Source organism: Streptomyces sp. MS19, from assembly GCF_047200595.1.
GTDB lineage: Bacteria > Actinomycetota > Actinomycetes > Streptomycetales > Streptomycetaceae > Streptomyces.
In genome coordinates this window covers 153,062-167,088 of record NZ_JBJZOH010000010.1, presented here as the reverse complement: position 1 = coordinate 167,088, position 14,027 = coordinate 153,062, and the positions used below count along the sequence as shown (strand labels likewise).

Sequence of the window (14,027 nt, the reverse complement as noted above, 5' to 3'; positions counted from 1 at the left end):
TTGTCGTGCAAACATCTCTTATGCCTCGCGAGGGAAGTTGGCCATGCGGCGAACCCGGCCCCGGGCGCCGTATCGGCGGCGAGAGGACCTGGGATGGTCACACACAGGAGGCTGGTGGCTTCGGGCGCGGCGATCGCCGCGCTGGCCCTGGCGGCGGCGGGCTGCGGCTCCGGCGGCGGGGACGCGACGGACGCGACGCGCGGCGGGCAGGACGCGCCGGGCGGCCAGGGCACGGGCGAGAACGGCCCGGGAACGCCCGACGCGTCGGAGACCCCCGCCGCCCGCCCGATCGGCGACGGCTCGACGGCGGACACCGGCCCCCAGCCGGGCGCCGCAGCGGCCGAGCCGCTCGCGCCCGGTGAGGAGCCGCCGCAGTTCGTCGTCTTCTCCTGGGACGGCGCGGGCGAGGACGGCAGCGGACTGTTCGCCCGCTTCCGCGAACTCGGCGAGGAGTACGGCGCCGACATGACGTTCTTCCTGTCGGGCCTCTACCTCCTCCCGGAGGCGGAGCGCGACCGCTACCACCCGCCGGGCAGGTCGCCCGGCGCCTCGGACATCGGCTACCTGAACGACCAGCACGTCGCCGACACCGTCGAGCAGGTCGCGGCCGCCTGGCGCGAGGGCAACGAGATCGGCACCCACTTCAACGGGCACTTCTGCGGCCCCGAGGGCGTCGCCGGCTGGAGCGTGGACGACTGGCGCAGCGAGATCGAGCAGGCCATGTGGATGGTCCAGAACTGGCGGACCACCACCGGCCGCACCGACCTCGACCCCCTGCCGTTCGACTACGCGGACGAGCTGATCGGCGGCCGCGCCCCCTGTCTCGAAGGGCAGGACAACCTGCTGACGGCCGCGGCGGAGGCCGGCTTCCGCTACGACTCCAGCGGCAACGGGCTCCAGGTCTGGCCCAGCCGGCGCGAGGGGCTGTGGGACGTCCCGCTCCAGTCCGTGCCCGTGCCCGGCCACAGCTTCGAGACGCTGTCGATGGACTACAACTTCATGTTCAACCAGTCCGGTGCCCAGAGCGGCGACCCCTCGCGCCACGCCGCCTGGGGCGAGGAGATGCGCGCCGGGCTGATGGCGGCGTTCGACCGCGCCTTCGAGGGCAACCGGGCGCCGCTCGTCATCGGCAACCACTTCGAGAACTGGAACGGCGGCGTCTACATGGACGCGGTCGAGGACGTCATCAAGGACGTCTGCCCGCGCGACGGCGTGCGCTGCGTCTCGTTCCGCCAGCTCGTGGACTGGCTGGACGCCCAGGACCCGGCGGTGCTGGAGAAGCTGCGGACCCTGGGCGTCGGCGAGCGTCCGGCGGCGGGGTGGAAGGCGTTCCTCGCGGGCTGACGCGTCCCCCGCCGCGCGGCCGCGTCCCGGCGGGTCAGGCGGGCTGTGGGCTCCAGCCCACGTCCGCCGACTCGCTGAGGACGAAGCCGGGGTCGATCTGGGCGGCGAGGTCGACGCCGGTGCGCTCGTTGCCCCAGCCCGCGGCGTTCTTGAGGTGGAAGTGCACCATCTGCTGGGTGTAGCGGCCCCAGTCGCGCCGCTCGTGCGCGGCGTCCGCGGCCTCGAAGAGGGTGTCGAGCGCCCGCAGGTTCTCCGTCTCGACGGCGGTGAACGGGCGGGGCGCGCCCCGCTCCAGCGCGCGCACCCAGTCCGAGTGCCCGCAGGTCACGAGCAGGTCGTCCCCGACCTGCTCGCGCAGGAACTCCACGTCGTCCGGGCCCTGCACCTTGTTCCCCACCACGCGGAGCGCGACGCCGAAGTCCCGCGCGTACTCGCGGTACTGGCGGTAGACCGAGACGCCCTTGCGGGTGGGCTCGGCGACCAGGAAGGTCATGTCGAAGCGGGTGAACATCCCCGAGGCGAACGAGTCGCTCCCCGCGGTCATGTCCACCACGACGTACTCGTCGCGTCCGTCGATCAGGTGGTTCAGGCACAGCTCGACGGCGCCCGTCTTCGAGTGGTAGCAGGCCACGCCGAGGTCGTCCTCGGTGAAGGGGCCCGTCACCAGCAGCCTGGCCGAGCCGCCGGTGCCCTCCAGCGGGACCGTCCTGGCGCACCGGGCGAACACCGGGTTGTCCCCCGCGAGCCGCAGCAGCCGGGAGCCCTCGCCCGGCGGCGTCGTCTTGATCATGGAATCGGCGGAGAGGATGCGGGGGTTGCTGCCGCGCAGGTAGTCCTTGATGAACGGCAGGTGCCCGCCGAGCGGCGGCACCGAGGCGGCCTCGTCGTCGCTCAGGCCGAGCGCCGCGCCGAGGTGCTGGTTGATGTCCGCGTCCACAGCGGTCACCGGCGTGCCCCGGGCGGCCAGGTAGCGGATGAACAGCGAGGACAGCGTGGTCTTCCCGCTGCCGCCCTTGCCAACGAAAGCGATCTTCATGTTCATTAGCCTAGTCGTGCCGGACGGTTCCTTCGGACAGCGGTCGGCAAGTGCACTCGAACGTGTGAGTGCTGCCCGCTGGACCGGGCCTAGGCTCGGTGCTATGAACGGCGACCTCTCGACGACCGACCCCCTCGCGCCCCTCGGTGACCTGCCGGGCGTCCCCGACGCCGTCGCGGCCGTCCGCGCGGCCGTCGACGGCGTGCACGGGCACCGGGTGATGCGCCGCCGCAGCCCCGAGGTGGCCGCCGAAGCCGCCCTGCGCGGTGCCCGCGCGTCCGCGGCGCTTGACGGCGCCGACTGGGCGCTTGAGGAGGTCCGCAGGCGCAGCGACTTCGGCGCGGACGCGGAGGCCAGGACGGTCGGAGCCGCCCTGCGGCTGAGCGCGGAGGCCGGGCAGCTGCTCTCCGTCTGGCGTGCGTCGCCGTCCCGGGTGCTGGCCAGGCTGCACCTGCTGGCGGCGGGCGGGGTGAACGGCGGTGGCCCCGACGTTCCTGCGGTGGGAAGGCCCCGCCTGGCGGGCGAGGCGGTGGACGAGACCGCGCTCGACGGACTCACCGCGCGAGGGGTGGCGCTGCCGGGCGCCGACGAGATGGCGGCCAGGCTCGACGCGCTGGGCGCCCTCGTCGTCGCCGGGAGCCGGGCGCCGGCGCTCGTCCAGGCCGCCGTGGTCCACGGGGAACTGCTCGCGCTGCGGCCGTTCACCTCGCACAACGGGCTGGTGGCGCGGGCCGCGCAGCGGATCGTCCTGGTGTCGTCGGGGCTCGACCCGAAGTCGGTGACGCCCGCGGAGGTCGGGCATGCCGAGGCGGGGCGTGACGCGTATCTCACCGCGCTGGCCGGTTACGCGGCCGGGACCCCCGAGGGGGTCGCGGCCTGGATCACGCACTGCGGGCGCGCGGTGGAGCTGGGCGCCCGGGAGTCCGTGGCGGTGTGCGAGGCGCTCCAGCGGGGGGCCTGACCCGGCCCGGCGTGCGGGCGGCCCGTGCTCAGGAGGCGGCGGCCGCCGCGCGGCGTGCCGACCTGCGCCGCCCGGCGTACCAGACGACGCCTGCCGCGCATGCGGCGGCGGCCACGGCCGCGCCCGCCACGATCGCGGGGCGCGGCGACAGCCCGGGGACGCGCTTGCGCAGCCGCACCGGCCGCTCGAACGTGAGCACCGGCCACTCGCGGGCCAGCGCCTCGCGGCGGAGCGCGCGGTCCGGGTTGACGGCGTGCGGGTGGCCGACGGACTCCAGCATCGGGATGTCGGTGATCGAGTCGCTGTACGCGTAGCAGCGGTCGAGGTCGTAGCCCTCGGAGGCGGCCAGCTCGGTGATCGCCTCTGCCTTGGTCGGGCCGTAGGCGTAGTACTCGACCTCGCCCGTGAAGCAGCCGTCCTGGACCACGAGGCGGGTCGCGACGACGCGGTCGGCGCCCAGCAGCTCGCCGATGGGCTCCACGAGTTCGGCGCCCGACGAGCTGACGATCACGACGTCCCGGCCCGCCGCGTGGTGCCGCTCGATGAGGGAGGCCGCCTCGTCGTAGATGATCGGGTCGATCACCGCGTGCAGGGTCTCGGCGACGATCTCCTTGACCTGTTGTACGTTCCACCCCCGGCAGAGCGCGGAAAGGTACTCCCGCATGCGTTCCATCTGCTCGTGGTCCGCGCCGCCGAGCAGGTAGACGAACTGGGCGTACGCGGTGCGCAGGACGGCGCGTCTGTTGATGAGGCCGCCCTGGTAGAAGTGTCGGCTGAAGGTGAACGTGCTCGACTTCGCGATGACGGTCTTGTCGAGATCGAAGAACGCGGCGGTGCGAGGCCGGGGCAGGATTTCCACGTGCCGAGCATAAAGGGCCGCCATTCGGCGTACGCTGGTGGTGTTGGGTTTGCCTGAGAAGGCTCTCGGGTACACCATGGAAGTCACGGATCGTTCGCGACCGTGCTAACCCGGTCCGGCTCCTCCCCCCCGAGTCGGCCGAGGAAGACGACCCCCGCTCTCCCCCCCGGCGGGGGTCGTCGCATGTCCGGGGGCGTTCTCCCTTCCAGGCGGCCACCAACGGCCCCTGGCCCGGCGCGCGTTCGGCGCGGCCGCTTCGTCTCCGGCTTTCCGGCCCTTTCCCCTGAGCACTCACTCACCGTAGCGGCCCATGACGGGTGTGCGGTTTTTCGTGCCCAGACGTCACCGAATCGGGTGACGGAGTTTTCCACAGGCTGTGAGTTGTCCACAGATTTCGGCCGCGGCCCCTGAAACGCCGTTCGCGGCGGCACCGTATTGCCGTGACTTCCGATGCGTTCGGCGACCGGCCGGATGCGCAGGGCGAAGTCGATGTGGCAAACGGACGAACGGTTTACCCGTGTTGAGCGGTGTGAACGGGTTGAAGGGGACGCGCGGCATGACCGATTCCATTCTGATTTTCACCGGTGACGAGAAGTTGCTCGACCGGCTGCTGAGGCTGTGCGCGGCGGTCGGCGCCGAGCCGGACGTGGTGCGCGACGCCACCCCGCCGCCCGGCCCGTGGCAGCGGGCCCCGCTCGTGCTGCTCGGGGACGACCGGGCCCTGGCCCGTACCGACCCCGCCCAGTGGCCCGGCAGGCGGCCAGGCGTCGTCCTCGTCGGGCGGGACCTCGACGACCACACCGTCTGGGAGCGCGGTCTCACCCTGGGCGCCGAGCAGGTCGTGCACCTGCCGGGCGACGAGCCGTGGCTGGTCGAACGGCTGGCCGAGGTCACCGATCCCGGCCGCCCCGCGCTCACCGTCGGCGTGCTCGGCGGCAGGGGAGGGGCCGGCGCGTCCACGCTCGCCTGCGCCCTGGCCGTCACGGCGGTCCGGCGGGGCACCCGCACGACCCTGCTGGACTGCGACTCCCTCGGTGGCGGGCTCGACGTCCTGCTCGGCAGCGAGACGGCGACCGGCCCCCGCTGGCCCGCGCTCGTCTCGGCGAGCGGACGCCTGTCCGGGCGCGCGCTGGACGAGTCCCTGCCCCGCGCCCATGGTGTGCGTCTCCTCAGCTGGGACCGGGCGGACAGCACGCCGCTTCCCGGCGAGGCGATGCGTTCGGTCCTGGCGGCCGCGCGGCGCGGCGGCGGGCTCGTCGTCCTCGACCTGCCGAGGGCCGTGGACGAGGCGGTCGCCGTGGCGCTGGCCCATCTCGATCTCGGGCTGCTCGTCGTCCCGGGGGAACTGCGGGCGCTCGTCGCCGCGCGGCGTGTGGTGGCGACGGCCGGAAGCCGCGTCCGCGACCTGCGGGTCGTGGCCAGGCCGCCCGCCGCGCGCGGGCTGACCGCTGACGAACTGGGCGAGCTGCTCGGACTGCCGCTCGCCGGTGAACTCCCGGACGAGCCGGGTCTGACGGCGGCGGCCGAACGGGGCGATCCGCCGGGCGCGTACCCGCGGGGCGTGCTGGCCCGCTTCTGCGAGACCCTGCTGTCCCGCGTCTCGACGGACGCGGAGGTGGCCGCATGAGCACCGCGATCCCCGCCCCCGCCGCCACCGCTGGTGGTGTCGGCTCCCTCGAACCCGCCGAACTGCGCGAACTGCTGGACGGCGTCCGGCTGCGGCTCGCCGCCGGGGGAGACGAGCCGACACCCGGCAGGGTCGCCGCCGCCCTCCGCGCCCAGGGGCGTCTGCTGGGCGACAGCGCCGTCCTGTCCGTCGTCCGGGCCCTGCGCTCGGAACTGGTCGGCGCGGGACCGCTCCAGGCCCTGCTGGCCGAGCCCGACGTCACCGACGTCCTGGTGAACGGGCCCGACGACATCTGGGTCGACCGGGGCCACGGGCTGGAACGCGCCCCCGTGCGCTTCCCGGACGCCACGGCCGTCCGGCGGCTGGCCCAGCGGCTCGCCGCCGCGGCAGGACGGCGGCTCGACGACGCCAGGCCCTGGGCCGACATCCGGCTCGCCGACGGGACGCGCATGCACGCTGTGCTGCCACCGGTCGTGCTCGGCTCGCCGTGCCTGTCGCTGCGCGTGGTGCGGCCCCGCGCGTTCACCCTGGAGGAGCTGACCGCGGCGGGCACCGTGCCCCCGGGCGGCGACCACCTGCTCAGGACACTGATGGCCGCCCGGCTGTCGTTCCTCGTCACCGGCGGCACCGGCACCGGCAAGAGCACCCTGCTCGCCGCCCTCCTCGGACTGGCGGGACCCGGCGAACGCGTCGTGCTGGTCGAGGACTCGGCCGAACTGCGGCCCGACCACCCGCACGTCGTACGCCTGGAGACCCGCCCCGCCAACCAGGAGGGCGCGGGGCGGGTCACGCTGCGGGACCTCGTCAGGCAGGCGCTGCGGATGCGGCCCGACCGGCTGGTCGTCGGCGAATGCCGCGGCCCCGAGGTGCTCGACCTGCTCGGCGCGCTGAACACCGGCCACGAAGGCGGCTGCGGCACCCTGCACGCCAACGCCGCCGCCGATGTCCCGGCCAGGCTCGAAGCGCTCGGCAGCGCGGCGGGACTGCCGAGGGCCGCGCTGCACAGCCAGCTGGCCGCCGCGCTCTCCGTCGTCCTGCACCTGACCCGCGACCGCGCCTCGGGACAGCGCAGGATCGCCGAGGTCCACGTGCTGGAGCGGGACGGGGACGGGCTGGTGCGGACGGTACCGGCCGCGCGCTGGAGTTCCGGAGGATTCGTCCGCGAGTCCGGCTGGGAGCGACTCGACCGGCTCTGCTCCCGGGCGGGTGAGGCCCTGTGACCGGCCAGCTGCCGCACTTCACGGCCGCGCTCTGCGCGGGCGCCGGGGCCTGGCTCCTCGCCGACGGCCCACCGCGCCGCAGCAGGCTGCTGCTCCGGCCGACGGGTGACGCGGGCCCGGTGCGGACGCGATGGCGGTGGCGGCCGTTCGGCCCGATGGACGCGCGGGACCGGCGGGTCGCGCTCGGCGCCCTGGCGGCCGGGCTGCTCCTCGCCGCCTGGGGAAGCTCGCCGTTGCCACTGCTCCTCGGCGCGGCGCTGGCACCGCTCGCCGTCCGCCGCCGGCGGCATGTCCGGGACGGGCGCGCGGCGGAGCGGCGGCGCAAGGAGGTCGTGGCCTTCTGCGCCTCACTGGCGGGGGAGGTGCGGGCGGGACGGACGCCCGTCCAGGCACTGGCCGCCGTCCCGCCGGAGGGCCTCGGCGAGCGGGGAGCGGCCCTGCGCGCCGCGGCGCGGTACGGGGGAGACATCCCCGCCGCGCTCGGCCGGGCCGCCGGGCAGCCGGGGGCGGAGGGGCTGCGCGGCGTCGCCGCCTGCTGGGCGGTGGCGGTCGACGGCGGGGCGTCGCTCGCCACCGGGCTGGAACGGGTCGCCGAGGTCCTGCGCGCCGAGCAGGCCCAGCGGGAGGAACTGCGCTCCCAGCTCGCCGGACCGAGGGCGACCACGTTCCTCCTGGCCGGGCTGCCCGTCTTCGGACTGCTGCTCGGCGCCGCGATGGGCGTGCGGCCCCTTGAGGTCCTGCTGCACACCACGCCGGGGCTGGTCTGCCTGCTGCTGGGTGCGGCCCTGGAGTGGGCGGGCGTGTTCTGGGTGGCCGCGATCGTCCGCCGCGCCGAACGGGCCGCGTCGTGAACGCCCCGCAGGCCACGGCCACCGCCACCGCAGCGTTCGCCCTGTCGCTGCCGGTGCTCGTGTGGGCGCTGGCGCGCGAGCGGGGGGACCGGTGGCGGCGTGACCGGCTCGCGAGGCTGTGCGGGCGCCCGCCCGCCCGAGCCCGGGTGGCGGCGCTGCGGCGGCGGTCCCGCCCGGCGCGGACCGGGACGGACCCGGCGTTGCCCCTGGCGGCCGGTCTGCTGGCCGCGTGCCTCGCGGCCGGTGCGGCCCCGGCAGCGGCGGCCGGCGCGGTCGGAGCCGCGCTGGGCGGGCCGGTCGGCGACCGGTTGCGGCGGGCCGGCGCCGAGTTGCGGCTCGGCGGCGACCCGGCCGCCGTATGGGGCTTCTTCGGCACGCTCCCCGGCGCGGCGGGGCTCGCCCGCCGTCTGGAGCTGGCCGAGACCAGCGGCGCGCCCGTGGCGGCGGCCGTGACGGCCGAGGCGGCCGAGAGCCGGGCCAGGCGGCGGCGGGCCGCCCAGGGCGGCGCACGCCGCGCGGCGGTCGCCGTCACCGGCCCGCTGGGGCTCTGCTTCCTCCCCGCCTTCCTGTTGATCGGTGTCGTGCCCGTGGTGATCGGGCTGACGAAGGAGTTGCTGTGAGCATGCGTTCCGTACATGTCCTGACCGCGGGTGCCCCGGACGACGGCGCCCCCTGCACCCGGCGACCCGTCCGTGGGCGGCCCCGGGCCGTGCGGCGGCGCGAGGCACGGCCCTGCCGTGCCTGGGCCGCCAGGCGGCGGGCCGCCGCCTGCCGCGACGACGGCATGAGCACCGCCGAGTACGCGGTGGGCACCATCGCCGCGGCCGCCCTCGGGACCGTGCTCTACCAGGTCCTCACGTCGGGGGCGGTGAGCGATGCCTTGCTGGGGCTGGTCGAGCAGGCGCTCGACGCGCAGCTGTGACCGGGGGTACGTCACGGCCGAGAGCGCGATCGTCGTACCCGCCCTGGTCCTGCTGCTCGGGGCGATGCTGTGGGGACTCGGCGCCGTCCTGGTCCGGCTGCAATGCGGCGACGCCGCCCGCGCCGGGGCACGGGCCGCCGCGCGGGGAGAGGAGGTCGCGGACGTGACCGCCGTGGCGGCCGCGGTCGCGCCGGGCGGTGCCCGGATCGACGTCCGGCGGGAGGGGGAGCTGTACCGGGTCGTGGTGCGGGCGGAGACGCTCGGCCCCGGTGCGCTCGCCCTCGGCGTGACCGGTGAGGCGGTGGCCCATGCCGAGTCGGGATGACCGGGGCGCGGCGGCCGACCGTGGCTCGGCGAGCATCTGGGCGGTGACCTGCGCCGCGGCGCTGTGCCTCGTGTTCGCCGCCGTCCTCGCCCTGGGGCAGGTGACGGCCGCCCGGCAGCGGGCGGCCGCGGCCGCCGACCTCGCGGCGCTCGCCGCCGCCGACCTGGCCCTCATGGGCGGGGAGGCGGCGTGCGAGCTGGCCCGGCGTGTCGCCGGGGCGCAGGGCGCCACGCTGGTGCGCTGTCATGTGGCGGGGGAGATCGCCGACCTCACCGCCGAGACGGCGGCGGGGCCGTACCGTACGCGGGCGCGTGCCAGGGCCGGGCCGTCGGACGGGGCGGACAAGGCCGCGGGGTCAGGCGGGCGTGTCGCCGGGGTGGCGGAGCAGTTCGGTCAACAGCCGTACGGCACCGGACTTGTGGAGCGGGTCGTTTCCGTTGCCGCACTTGGGGGACTGGACGCAGGACGGGCAGCCGGACTCGCACTCGCAGGCGGCGATCGCGTCACGGGTGGCGGTCAGCCACTCCCTGGCCGTGTGGAACGCCCGCTCGGCGAAGCCCGCCCCGCCCGGATGGCCGTCGTGGACGAAGACCGTCGGCAGCAGGGTGTCCGGGTGCAGGGCGGTCGAGACACCGCCGATGTCCCACCGGTCGCAGGTGGCGAACAGCGGCAGCATCCCGATCGCCGCGTGCTCCGCCGCGTGCAGGGCACCCGGCAGGATCGCCGGGGGGATCCGGGCGGCGTCCAGCTGGTCCTCGGTCATGGTCCACCAGACCGCGCGGGTGCGCAGCGTGCGGGGCGGCAGGTCGAGCCGCGTCTCCCCGAGGACCTCGCCGCTCAGCAGCCTGCGCCGCAGGTACGACACGACCTGGTGGGTGACCTCGACCGAGCCGTGGCACAGCCGGGCGTCACCCCACGGGGTCTCGGTGTCGGTGGTCAGGACCGACAGGTCCGTCACCTCGCGGGCGGACGTGGTCCACGGGGGGTTGGCCTCCTCGACCAGGGCGACGGAGTCCGCGAGGTCCAGCTCCCTGACCACGTAGCTGCGCCCCTGGTGCAGGTGGACGGCGCCGTCGTGCACGGTTCCGTGCGCGGCCGAGGCGTCCACCGTGCCGAGGAGCCTGCCGGTGTCCGCCTCGACCACCCGGACGGGGTCGCCGCCCCCGCCCCTGATGTCCACGAGGTCGGCGGGCCGTTCGCGGTGCGTCCAGTACCACTGGGTGCCGCGGCGGCGGAGCAGGCCGCGCTCGGCCAGCTTGGGCGGCAGATCGGCGGCCACCGGGTCGAACAGGCCCGCGTCCTCCGAGAAGTCGACATCCGAGAGCGGCAGTTCCGCGGCGGCCGAGCACAGGTGCGGCGCGAGGACGTACGGGTTCGCGGGGTCGAGCACCGTCGATTCGACCGGTCGGCGGAACAGGGCGTCCGGGTGGTGCACCAGATAGGTGTCCAGCGGGTCGTCCCTCGCCACCAGCACGGCCAGGGCGCCCTGACTGCGGCGTCCCGCCCGCCCCGCCTGCTGCCACAGGGACGCCCGGGTCCCGGGATAGCCCGCGAGGAGTACCGCGTCCAGCCCGGCGACGTCCACGCCCAGCTCCAGCGCGGTGGTCGCGGCGAGCCCCAGCAGCTCGCCGCTGTGCAGGGCCCGCTCCAGGGCGCGGCGCTCCTCCGGAAGATAGCCGCCCCGGTAGGCGGCGATCCGCCCGGCGAGCGACCGGCCGGTCTCGGCCAGCCGTTCCTGGGCGATCAGGGCCACCAGCTCCGCGCCGCGCCGGGACCGTACGAACGCCAGCGTCCGTACGCCGTGGGCGGTCAGGTCGGTGAGCAGCTCGGCCGTCTCGGCGGTGGCCGTACGGCGGACGGGCGCGCCGCCCTCGCCGCGCGCCTCGGTCAGGGGCGGCTCCCACAGGGCGAAGACGAGTTCGCCGCGCGGCGAGGTGTCGTCGGTCACCTCGGCGACCGGCACGCCGGTGAGCCGCGTCGCCGACGCGCCCGGCTCGGCAGTGGTCGCGGAGGCCAGCAGGAACACCGGTGCGGACCCGTAGTGGGCGCAGATCCGCCGCAGTCGGCGCAGGACCTGGGCCACGTGCGAACCGAAGACACCCCGGTAGACGTGGCACTCGTCGATCACCACATAGCGAAGGGCGCGGAAGAACGGGGCCCACCGGCGGTGGCCGGGCAGCAGCCCGCGGTGGAGCATGTCCGGGTTGGTGAGCAGCAGGTTCGCGTGGTCGCGGGCCCAGGCGCGGACCTCGGGCGGCGTGTCTCCGTCGTACGCGGCGGGCCGGACGGCCGCGCCCAGCGGGGCGGCGAGACCGCGTATCGCGCGCAGCTGGTCGGCGGCGAGCGCCTTCGTCGGCGCCAGGTACAGGGCGGTCGCGCCCCGCCGCGCGGGCGCGGCGTCCCCGTCGAGGAGGGCGCTGAGGACGGGGGCCTGGTAGCCGAGCGACTTGCCCGACGCCGTGCCGGTCGCGACGATCACCGACTCGCCACGCACCGCGTGCCCGATCGCGCGGGCCTGGTGCGCCCACGGACGGCCGATTCCGGCGGTCCGTATGGCGGTGATCACCTCGTGACGTATTTCCTGCGGCCAATCTGCATGCGAACCCGCTCTGGCGGGCACGTGCTCGGCGTGGGTGAGGCGCGCAGCCCGGTCCTGCCGGGCGCCCAGGCGTTCCAGCACATCCCGCGGTGACGGGTGCTCTCGGGCGTCGGCTTCATAGGACATCGGCTTCGAGTCTGTCACTGGTCCGACGGACAATGGCCGTAAGACGTCGTCCCGGACACCGGGTAAGTGGTTGAATGCCCTGGCGGCTGCCGATCCATGGGGGGCGACCGCTCGTTAGCAAGGTGCTGGAGGATCATCCGTGGACCTGTCCCTTTCGACCCGAACCGTAGGCGACCGAACGGTCGTCGAGGTAGGCGGCGAGATCGACGTATACACCGCGCCCAAGCTGCGCGAACAGCTGGTGGAGCTCGTCAATGACGGCAACCACCACCTGGTGGTGGACATGGAGCGGGTCGACTTCCTCGACTCCACCGGGCTCGGTGTCCTGGTCGGCGGTCTCAAGCGTGTCCGCGCCCAGGAGGGCTCGCTGCGGCTGGTCTGCAATCAGGAACGCATCCTGAAGATCTTCCGCATCACGGGTCTGACCAAGGTGTTCCCGATCCACGAGTCCGTGGACGAGGCCATCGCGGCCACCGACTAGCCGTCCGCCGCAGGAACATCACGTGAACCGCCCCGGGCACCGGTGCCGGGGCGGCGTGTCCGCACGATCAATGGGGGATGGCATGGCCACCGTCGAACTCCGATTCAGCGCGTCCCCTGAGCACGTGCGCACCGCCCGGCTCGTCGCCGCCGCCGTCGCACGCCGCGCCGGGGTCGAGGAGTCGGTGCTCGACGAGCTGCGGCTCGCCGTCGGCGAGGCGTGCAGCCGCGCCGTGGGCCTGCACGCCGTCCACGGCCTCACCACACCGGTCCGCGTGGCGCTGACCGAGGGGGAGAAGGCGTTCTCCATCGAGGTCGGCGACGACGCGCCCACCACCGTCCCCGCGCCGCGCGACCAGTCGGCCGCCGAGGCGGCGGAGGACACCGACGAGCTGGGGCTGGCCGTCATCAGCGGGCTCGTCGACGACGTCGAGGTGGTCTCCGACGCGCACGGCGGACGCATCCGCATGAGCTGGCCCGTCGCCACCACGTCCGTGGTCTGAGGACCCGGCCGTCCGGCGCACGGACACCCGCCCCGTACGGCGTCGCGGCGCTCTGACAGGCTGTGCGCGTGACGCGTGACGACCTGCTGGCCCGGCTCGCCGCGCTCCGCCAGGCGCAGGTGCGCGGGCGGCGCGCCCCGCACAAACCCCTGCTGCTGCTCTGGCTGCTGGGCCGCTTCGAGGCCCACGGCAGCACGGCCGTCCGCTACGACGAGGCCGAGGAGCCCGTCAGCCGCCTGATCAACGACTTCGGGCCATCGGTGCGCAGTCCCGGCGCCGCGCGGCAGCGGGCGGCGATGCCCTTCGTCCACCTGGAACGCGACCTGTGGGACCTGCGGGACGCCGAGGGCACCGTCCTGGGCCAGGACGTGCCCGACCGCGGGTCGTGGCTGCGCGAGCACGGTGCCCACGGGCGCCTGCGGGCGGACGTCGAGCGGCTCCTCGCCGAGCGCGGCACCCTCGTCGCCGCCTCCCGCATCCTCCTTGACCAGCACTTCACGCCCGCACTGGAGGGTCCGCTGTGCGAGGCGGCGGGACTCGACCTCACCGCGCTGGAGCTGACCGCGCAGGAACTGGCTCTCCACCGGCAGCTCACCGGCCGCACCCCCCGGCGGCGGCAGCGCAGGCCGGACTTCGCCGAGGAGGTGCTGCGCGCGTACGCCTACGCCTGCGCCGTCTGCGGCTTCGACGGCCGCCTCGGCCGCAACCCCGTCGGCCTGGAGGCCGCCCACATCCGCTGGCACAGCCAGGACGGGCCGGACGAGTTGCCGAACGCCCTGGCGCTCTGCGCGCTGCACCACGCCCTCCTCGACCTCGGCGTGCTCGGCCTGACGGCCGACCGGCACGTACGGGTCTCCGCCCTGTACGTGGCGGGCAGCGCCGCCGGGCGTGCCGTGGACGAGCTGGCCGGCCGTCCGCTTGCCGTGCCGCGGCCGGGGATCGAGCCTCCGGCGGCGGCGCACATCGCGTGGCACGGTGCCCAGGTGTTCAAGGGCGCCGCCTGACGCCGCCTGACGCGGCGTGACATCCGCCACGTCGGGTGGCGGGCTTGGGGCGCGGTGTGGCGGGAAACGGGTCGTCAGGCGGCGCGTTCGGCCCGTTCCCCGCCGTCGGGCACGCTGGTTCAAATGGCTGTGACACGCGGTGTCGCCACCGGCCGTCACTCGGACGAGGG

At 75.2% G+C, this 14,027-nt stretch carries 14 protein-coding genes and 1 pseudogene; 12 read left to right on the top strand and 3 right to left on the bottom strand.

Features of this window, described 5'->3' with window-relative positions; translation table 11 throughout:
- Positions 1-93 precede the first annotated feature (93 nt).
- Positions 94-1,344, top strand: a complete 1,251-nt coding sequence (locus ACL02R_RS13530; protein WP_412797122.1) for a hypothetical protein — start codon at positions 94-96, stop codon at positions 1,342-1,344.
- Positions 1,345-1,378: 34 nt separating this feature from the next.
- On the opposite strand, the gene ACL02R_RS13525 is transcribed toward ACL02R_RS13530, so the two are convergent.
- Positions 1,379-2,380, bottom strand: a complete 1,002-nt coding sequence (locus ACL02R_RS13525) for an ATP-binding protein (RefSeq protein WP_412797121.1) — start codon at positions 2,378-2,380, stop codon at positions 1,379-1,381.
- 103 nt (positions 2,381-2,483) lie between these two features.
- Between ACL02R_RS13525 and ACL02R_RS13520 the strand changes: the two genes are divergently transcribed.
- Positions 2,484-3,341, top strand: coding sequence for an oxidoreductase (locus tag ACL02R_RS13520; RefSeq protein WP_412797120.1), 858 nt, complete (start codon positions 2,484-2,486; stop codon positions 3,339-3,341).
- A 28-nt stretch (positions 3,342-3,369) separates the two neighbouring features.
- Here ACL02R_RS13520 and ACL02R_RS13515 read toward each other — a convergent pair whose 3' ends face one another.
- Positions 3,370-4,200 (bottom strand): HAD family hydrolase, encoded by an 831-nt coding sequence (locus tag ACL02R_RS13515; RefSeq protein WP_412797119.1) that lies wholly within the window; start codon positions 4,198-4,200, stop codon positions 3,370-3,372.
- Positions 4,201-4,756: 556 nt separating this feature from the next.
- On the opposite strand from ACL02R_RS13515, the gene ssd reads away from it, so the two are divergent.
- The 7 genes and pseudogenes from ssd to ACL02R_RS13480 form a co-directional block, all read left to right on the top strand.
- Positions 4,757-5,827, top strand: a complete 1,071-nt coding sequence (ssd, locus tag ACL02R_RS13510; protein ID WP_412797118.1) for a septum site-determining protein Ssd — start codon at positions 4,757-4,759, stop codon at positions 5,825-5,827.
- Positions 5,824-7,047, top strand: a complete 1,224-nt coding sequence (locus ACL02R_RS13505) for a TadA family conjugal transfer-associated ATPase (protein ID WP_412797117.1) — start codon at positions 5,824-5,826, stop codon at positions 7,045-7,047. Before ssd ends, ACL02R_RS13505 begins: the two co-directional genes overlap by 4 nt.
- Complete coding sequence (locus ACL02R_RS13500; protein WP_412797116.1) at positions 7,044-7,898, top strand: type II secretion system F family protein; 855 nt, start codon at positions 7,044-7,046, stop codon at positions 7,896-7,898. Before ACL02R_RS13505 ends, ACL02R_RS13500 begins: the two co-directional genes overlap by 4 nt.
- Complete coding sequence (locus ACL02R_RS13495) at positions 7,895-8,518, top strand: type II secretion system F family protein (protein WP_412797115.1); 624 nt, start codon at positions 7,895-7,897, stop codon at positions 8,516-8,518. Before ACL02R_RS13500 ends, ACL02R_RS13495 begins: the two co-directional genes overlap by 4 nt.
- Positions 8,519-8,520: 2 nt before the next feature.
- Positions 8,521-8,820 (top strand): DUF4244 domain-containing protein, encoded by a 300-nt coding sequence (locus ACL02R_RS13490; RefSeq protein WP_412797114.1) that lies wholly within the window; start codon positions 8,521-8,523, stop codon positions 8,818-8,820.
- Positions 8,774-9,145 (top strand): TadE family type IV pilus minor pilin, encoded by a 372-nt coding sequence (locus ACL02R_RS13485; RefSeq protein ID WP_412797113.1) that lies wholly within the window; start codon positions 8,774-8,776, stop codon positions 9,143-9,145. Before ACL02R_RS13490 ends, ACL02R_RS13485 begins: the two co-directional genes overlap by 47 nt.
- Positions 9,129-9,461 (top strand): annotated as a pseudogene (locus tag ACL02R_RS13480) (Rv3654c family TadE-like protein); the annotation flags it as partial. The gene ACL02R_RS13485 and the pseudogene ACL02R_RS13480, both read left to right, overlap by 17 nt.
- Positions 9,462-9,500: 39 nt before the next feature.
- Here ACL02R_RS13480 and ACL02R_RS13475 read toward each other — a convergent pair.
- On the bottom strand, positions 9,501-11,870 hold the full coding sequence (locus ACL02R_RS13475; protein WP_412797112.1) for a DEAD/DEAH box helicase: 2,370 nt from the start codon (positions 11,868-11,870) through the stop codon (positions 9,501-9,503).
- A 139-nt stretch (positions 11,871-12,009) separates the two neighbouring features.
- Here ACL02R_RS13475 and ACL02R_RS13470 point away from each other — a divergent pair, with 139 nt between their 5' ends.
- The 3 genes from ACL02R_RS13470 to ACL02R_RS13460 all read left to right on the top strand — a co-directional run bounded on the left by ACL02R_RS13470 (position 12,010) and on the right by ACL02R_RS13460 (position 13,857).
- Positions 12,010-12,351, top strand: coding sequence for an STAS domain-containing protein (locus ACL02R_RS13470; protein ID WP_052847650.1), 342 nt, complete (start codon positions 12,010-12,012; stop codon positions 12,349-12,351).
- 82 nt (positions 12,352-12,433) lie between these two features.
- Positions 12,434-12,853 (top strand): ATP-binding protein, encoded by a 420-nt coding sequence (locus tag ACL02R_RS13465; protein ID WP_412797111.1) that lies wholly within the window; start codon positions 12,434-12,436, stop codon positions 12,851-12,853.
- 68 nt (positions 12,854-12,921) lie between these two features.
- Positions 12,922-13,857 carry a phosphorothioated DNA-binding restriction endonuclease gene (locus tag ACL02R_RS13460; protein ID WP_412797110.1) on the top strand — a complete coding sequence of 312 codons (936 nt, stop codon included), beginning with the start codon at positions 12,922-12,924 and terminating at the stop codon, positions 13,855-13,857.
- The last annotated feature ends 170 nt before the right edge of the window (positions 13,858-14,027 follow it).

Coding starts and splice junctions, on each gene's coding strand:
- ACL02R_RS13530 (WP_412797122.1), top strand. CDS start 94: ATGGTCACACACAGGAGGCTGGTGGCTTCGGGCGCGGCGATCGCCGCG.
- ACL02R_RS13525 (WP_412797121.1), bottom strand. CDS start 2,380: ATGAAGATCGCTTTCGTTGGCAAGGGCGGCAGCGGGAAGACCACGCTG.
- ACL02R_RS13520 (WP_412797120.1), top strand. CDS start 2,484: ATGAACGGCGACCTCTCGACGACCGACCCCCTCGCGCCCCTCGGTGAC.
- ssd (WP_412797118.1), top strand. CDS start 4,757: ATGACCGATTCCATTCTGATTTTCACCGGTGACGAGAAGTTGCTCGAC.
- ACL02R_RS13505 (WP_412797117.1), top strand. CDS start 5,824: ATGAGCACCGCGATCCCCGCCCCCGCCGCCACCGCTGGTGGTGTCGGC.
- ACL02R_RS13490 (WP_412797114.1), top strand. CDS start 8,521: ATGCGTTCCGTACATGTCCTGACCGCGGGTGCCCCGGACGACGGCGCC.
- ACL02R_RS13485 (WP_412797113.1), top strand. CDS start 8,774: ATGCCTTGCTGGGGCTGGTCGAGCAGGCGCTCGACGCGCAGCTGTGAC.
- ACL02R_RS13475 (WP_412797112.1), bottom strand. CDS start 11,870: ATGTCCTATGAAGCCGACGCCCGAGAGCACCCGTCACCGCGGGATGTG.
- ACL02R_RS13465 (WP_412797111.1), top strand. CDS start 12,434: ATGGCCACCGTCGAACTCCGATTCAGCGCGTCCCCTGAGCACGTGCGC.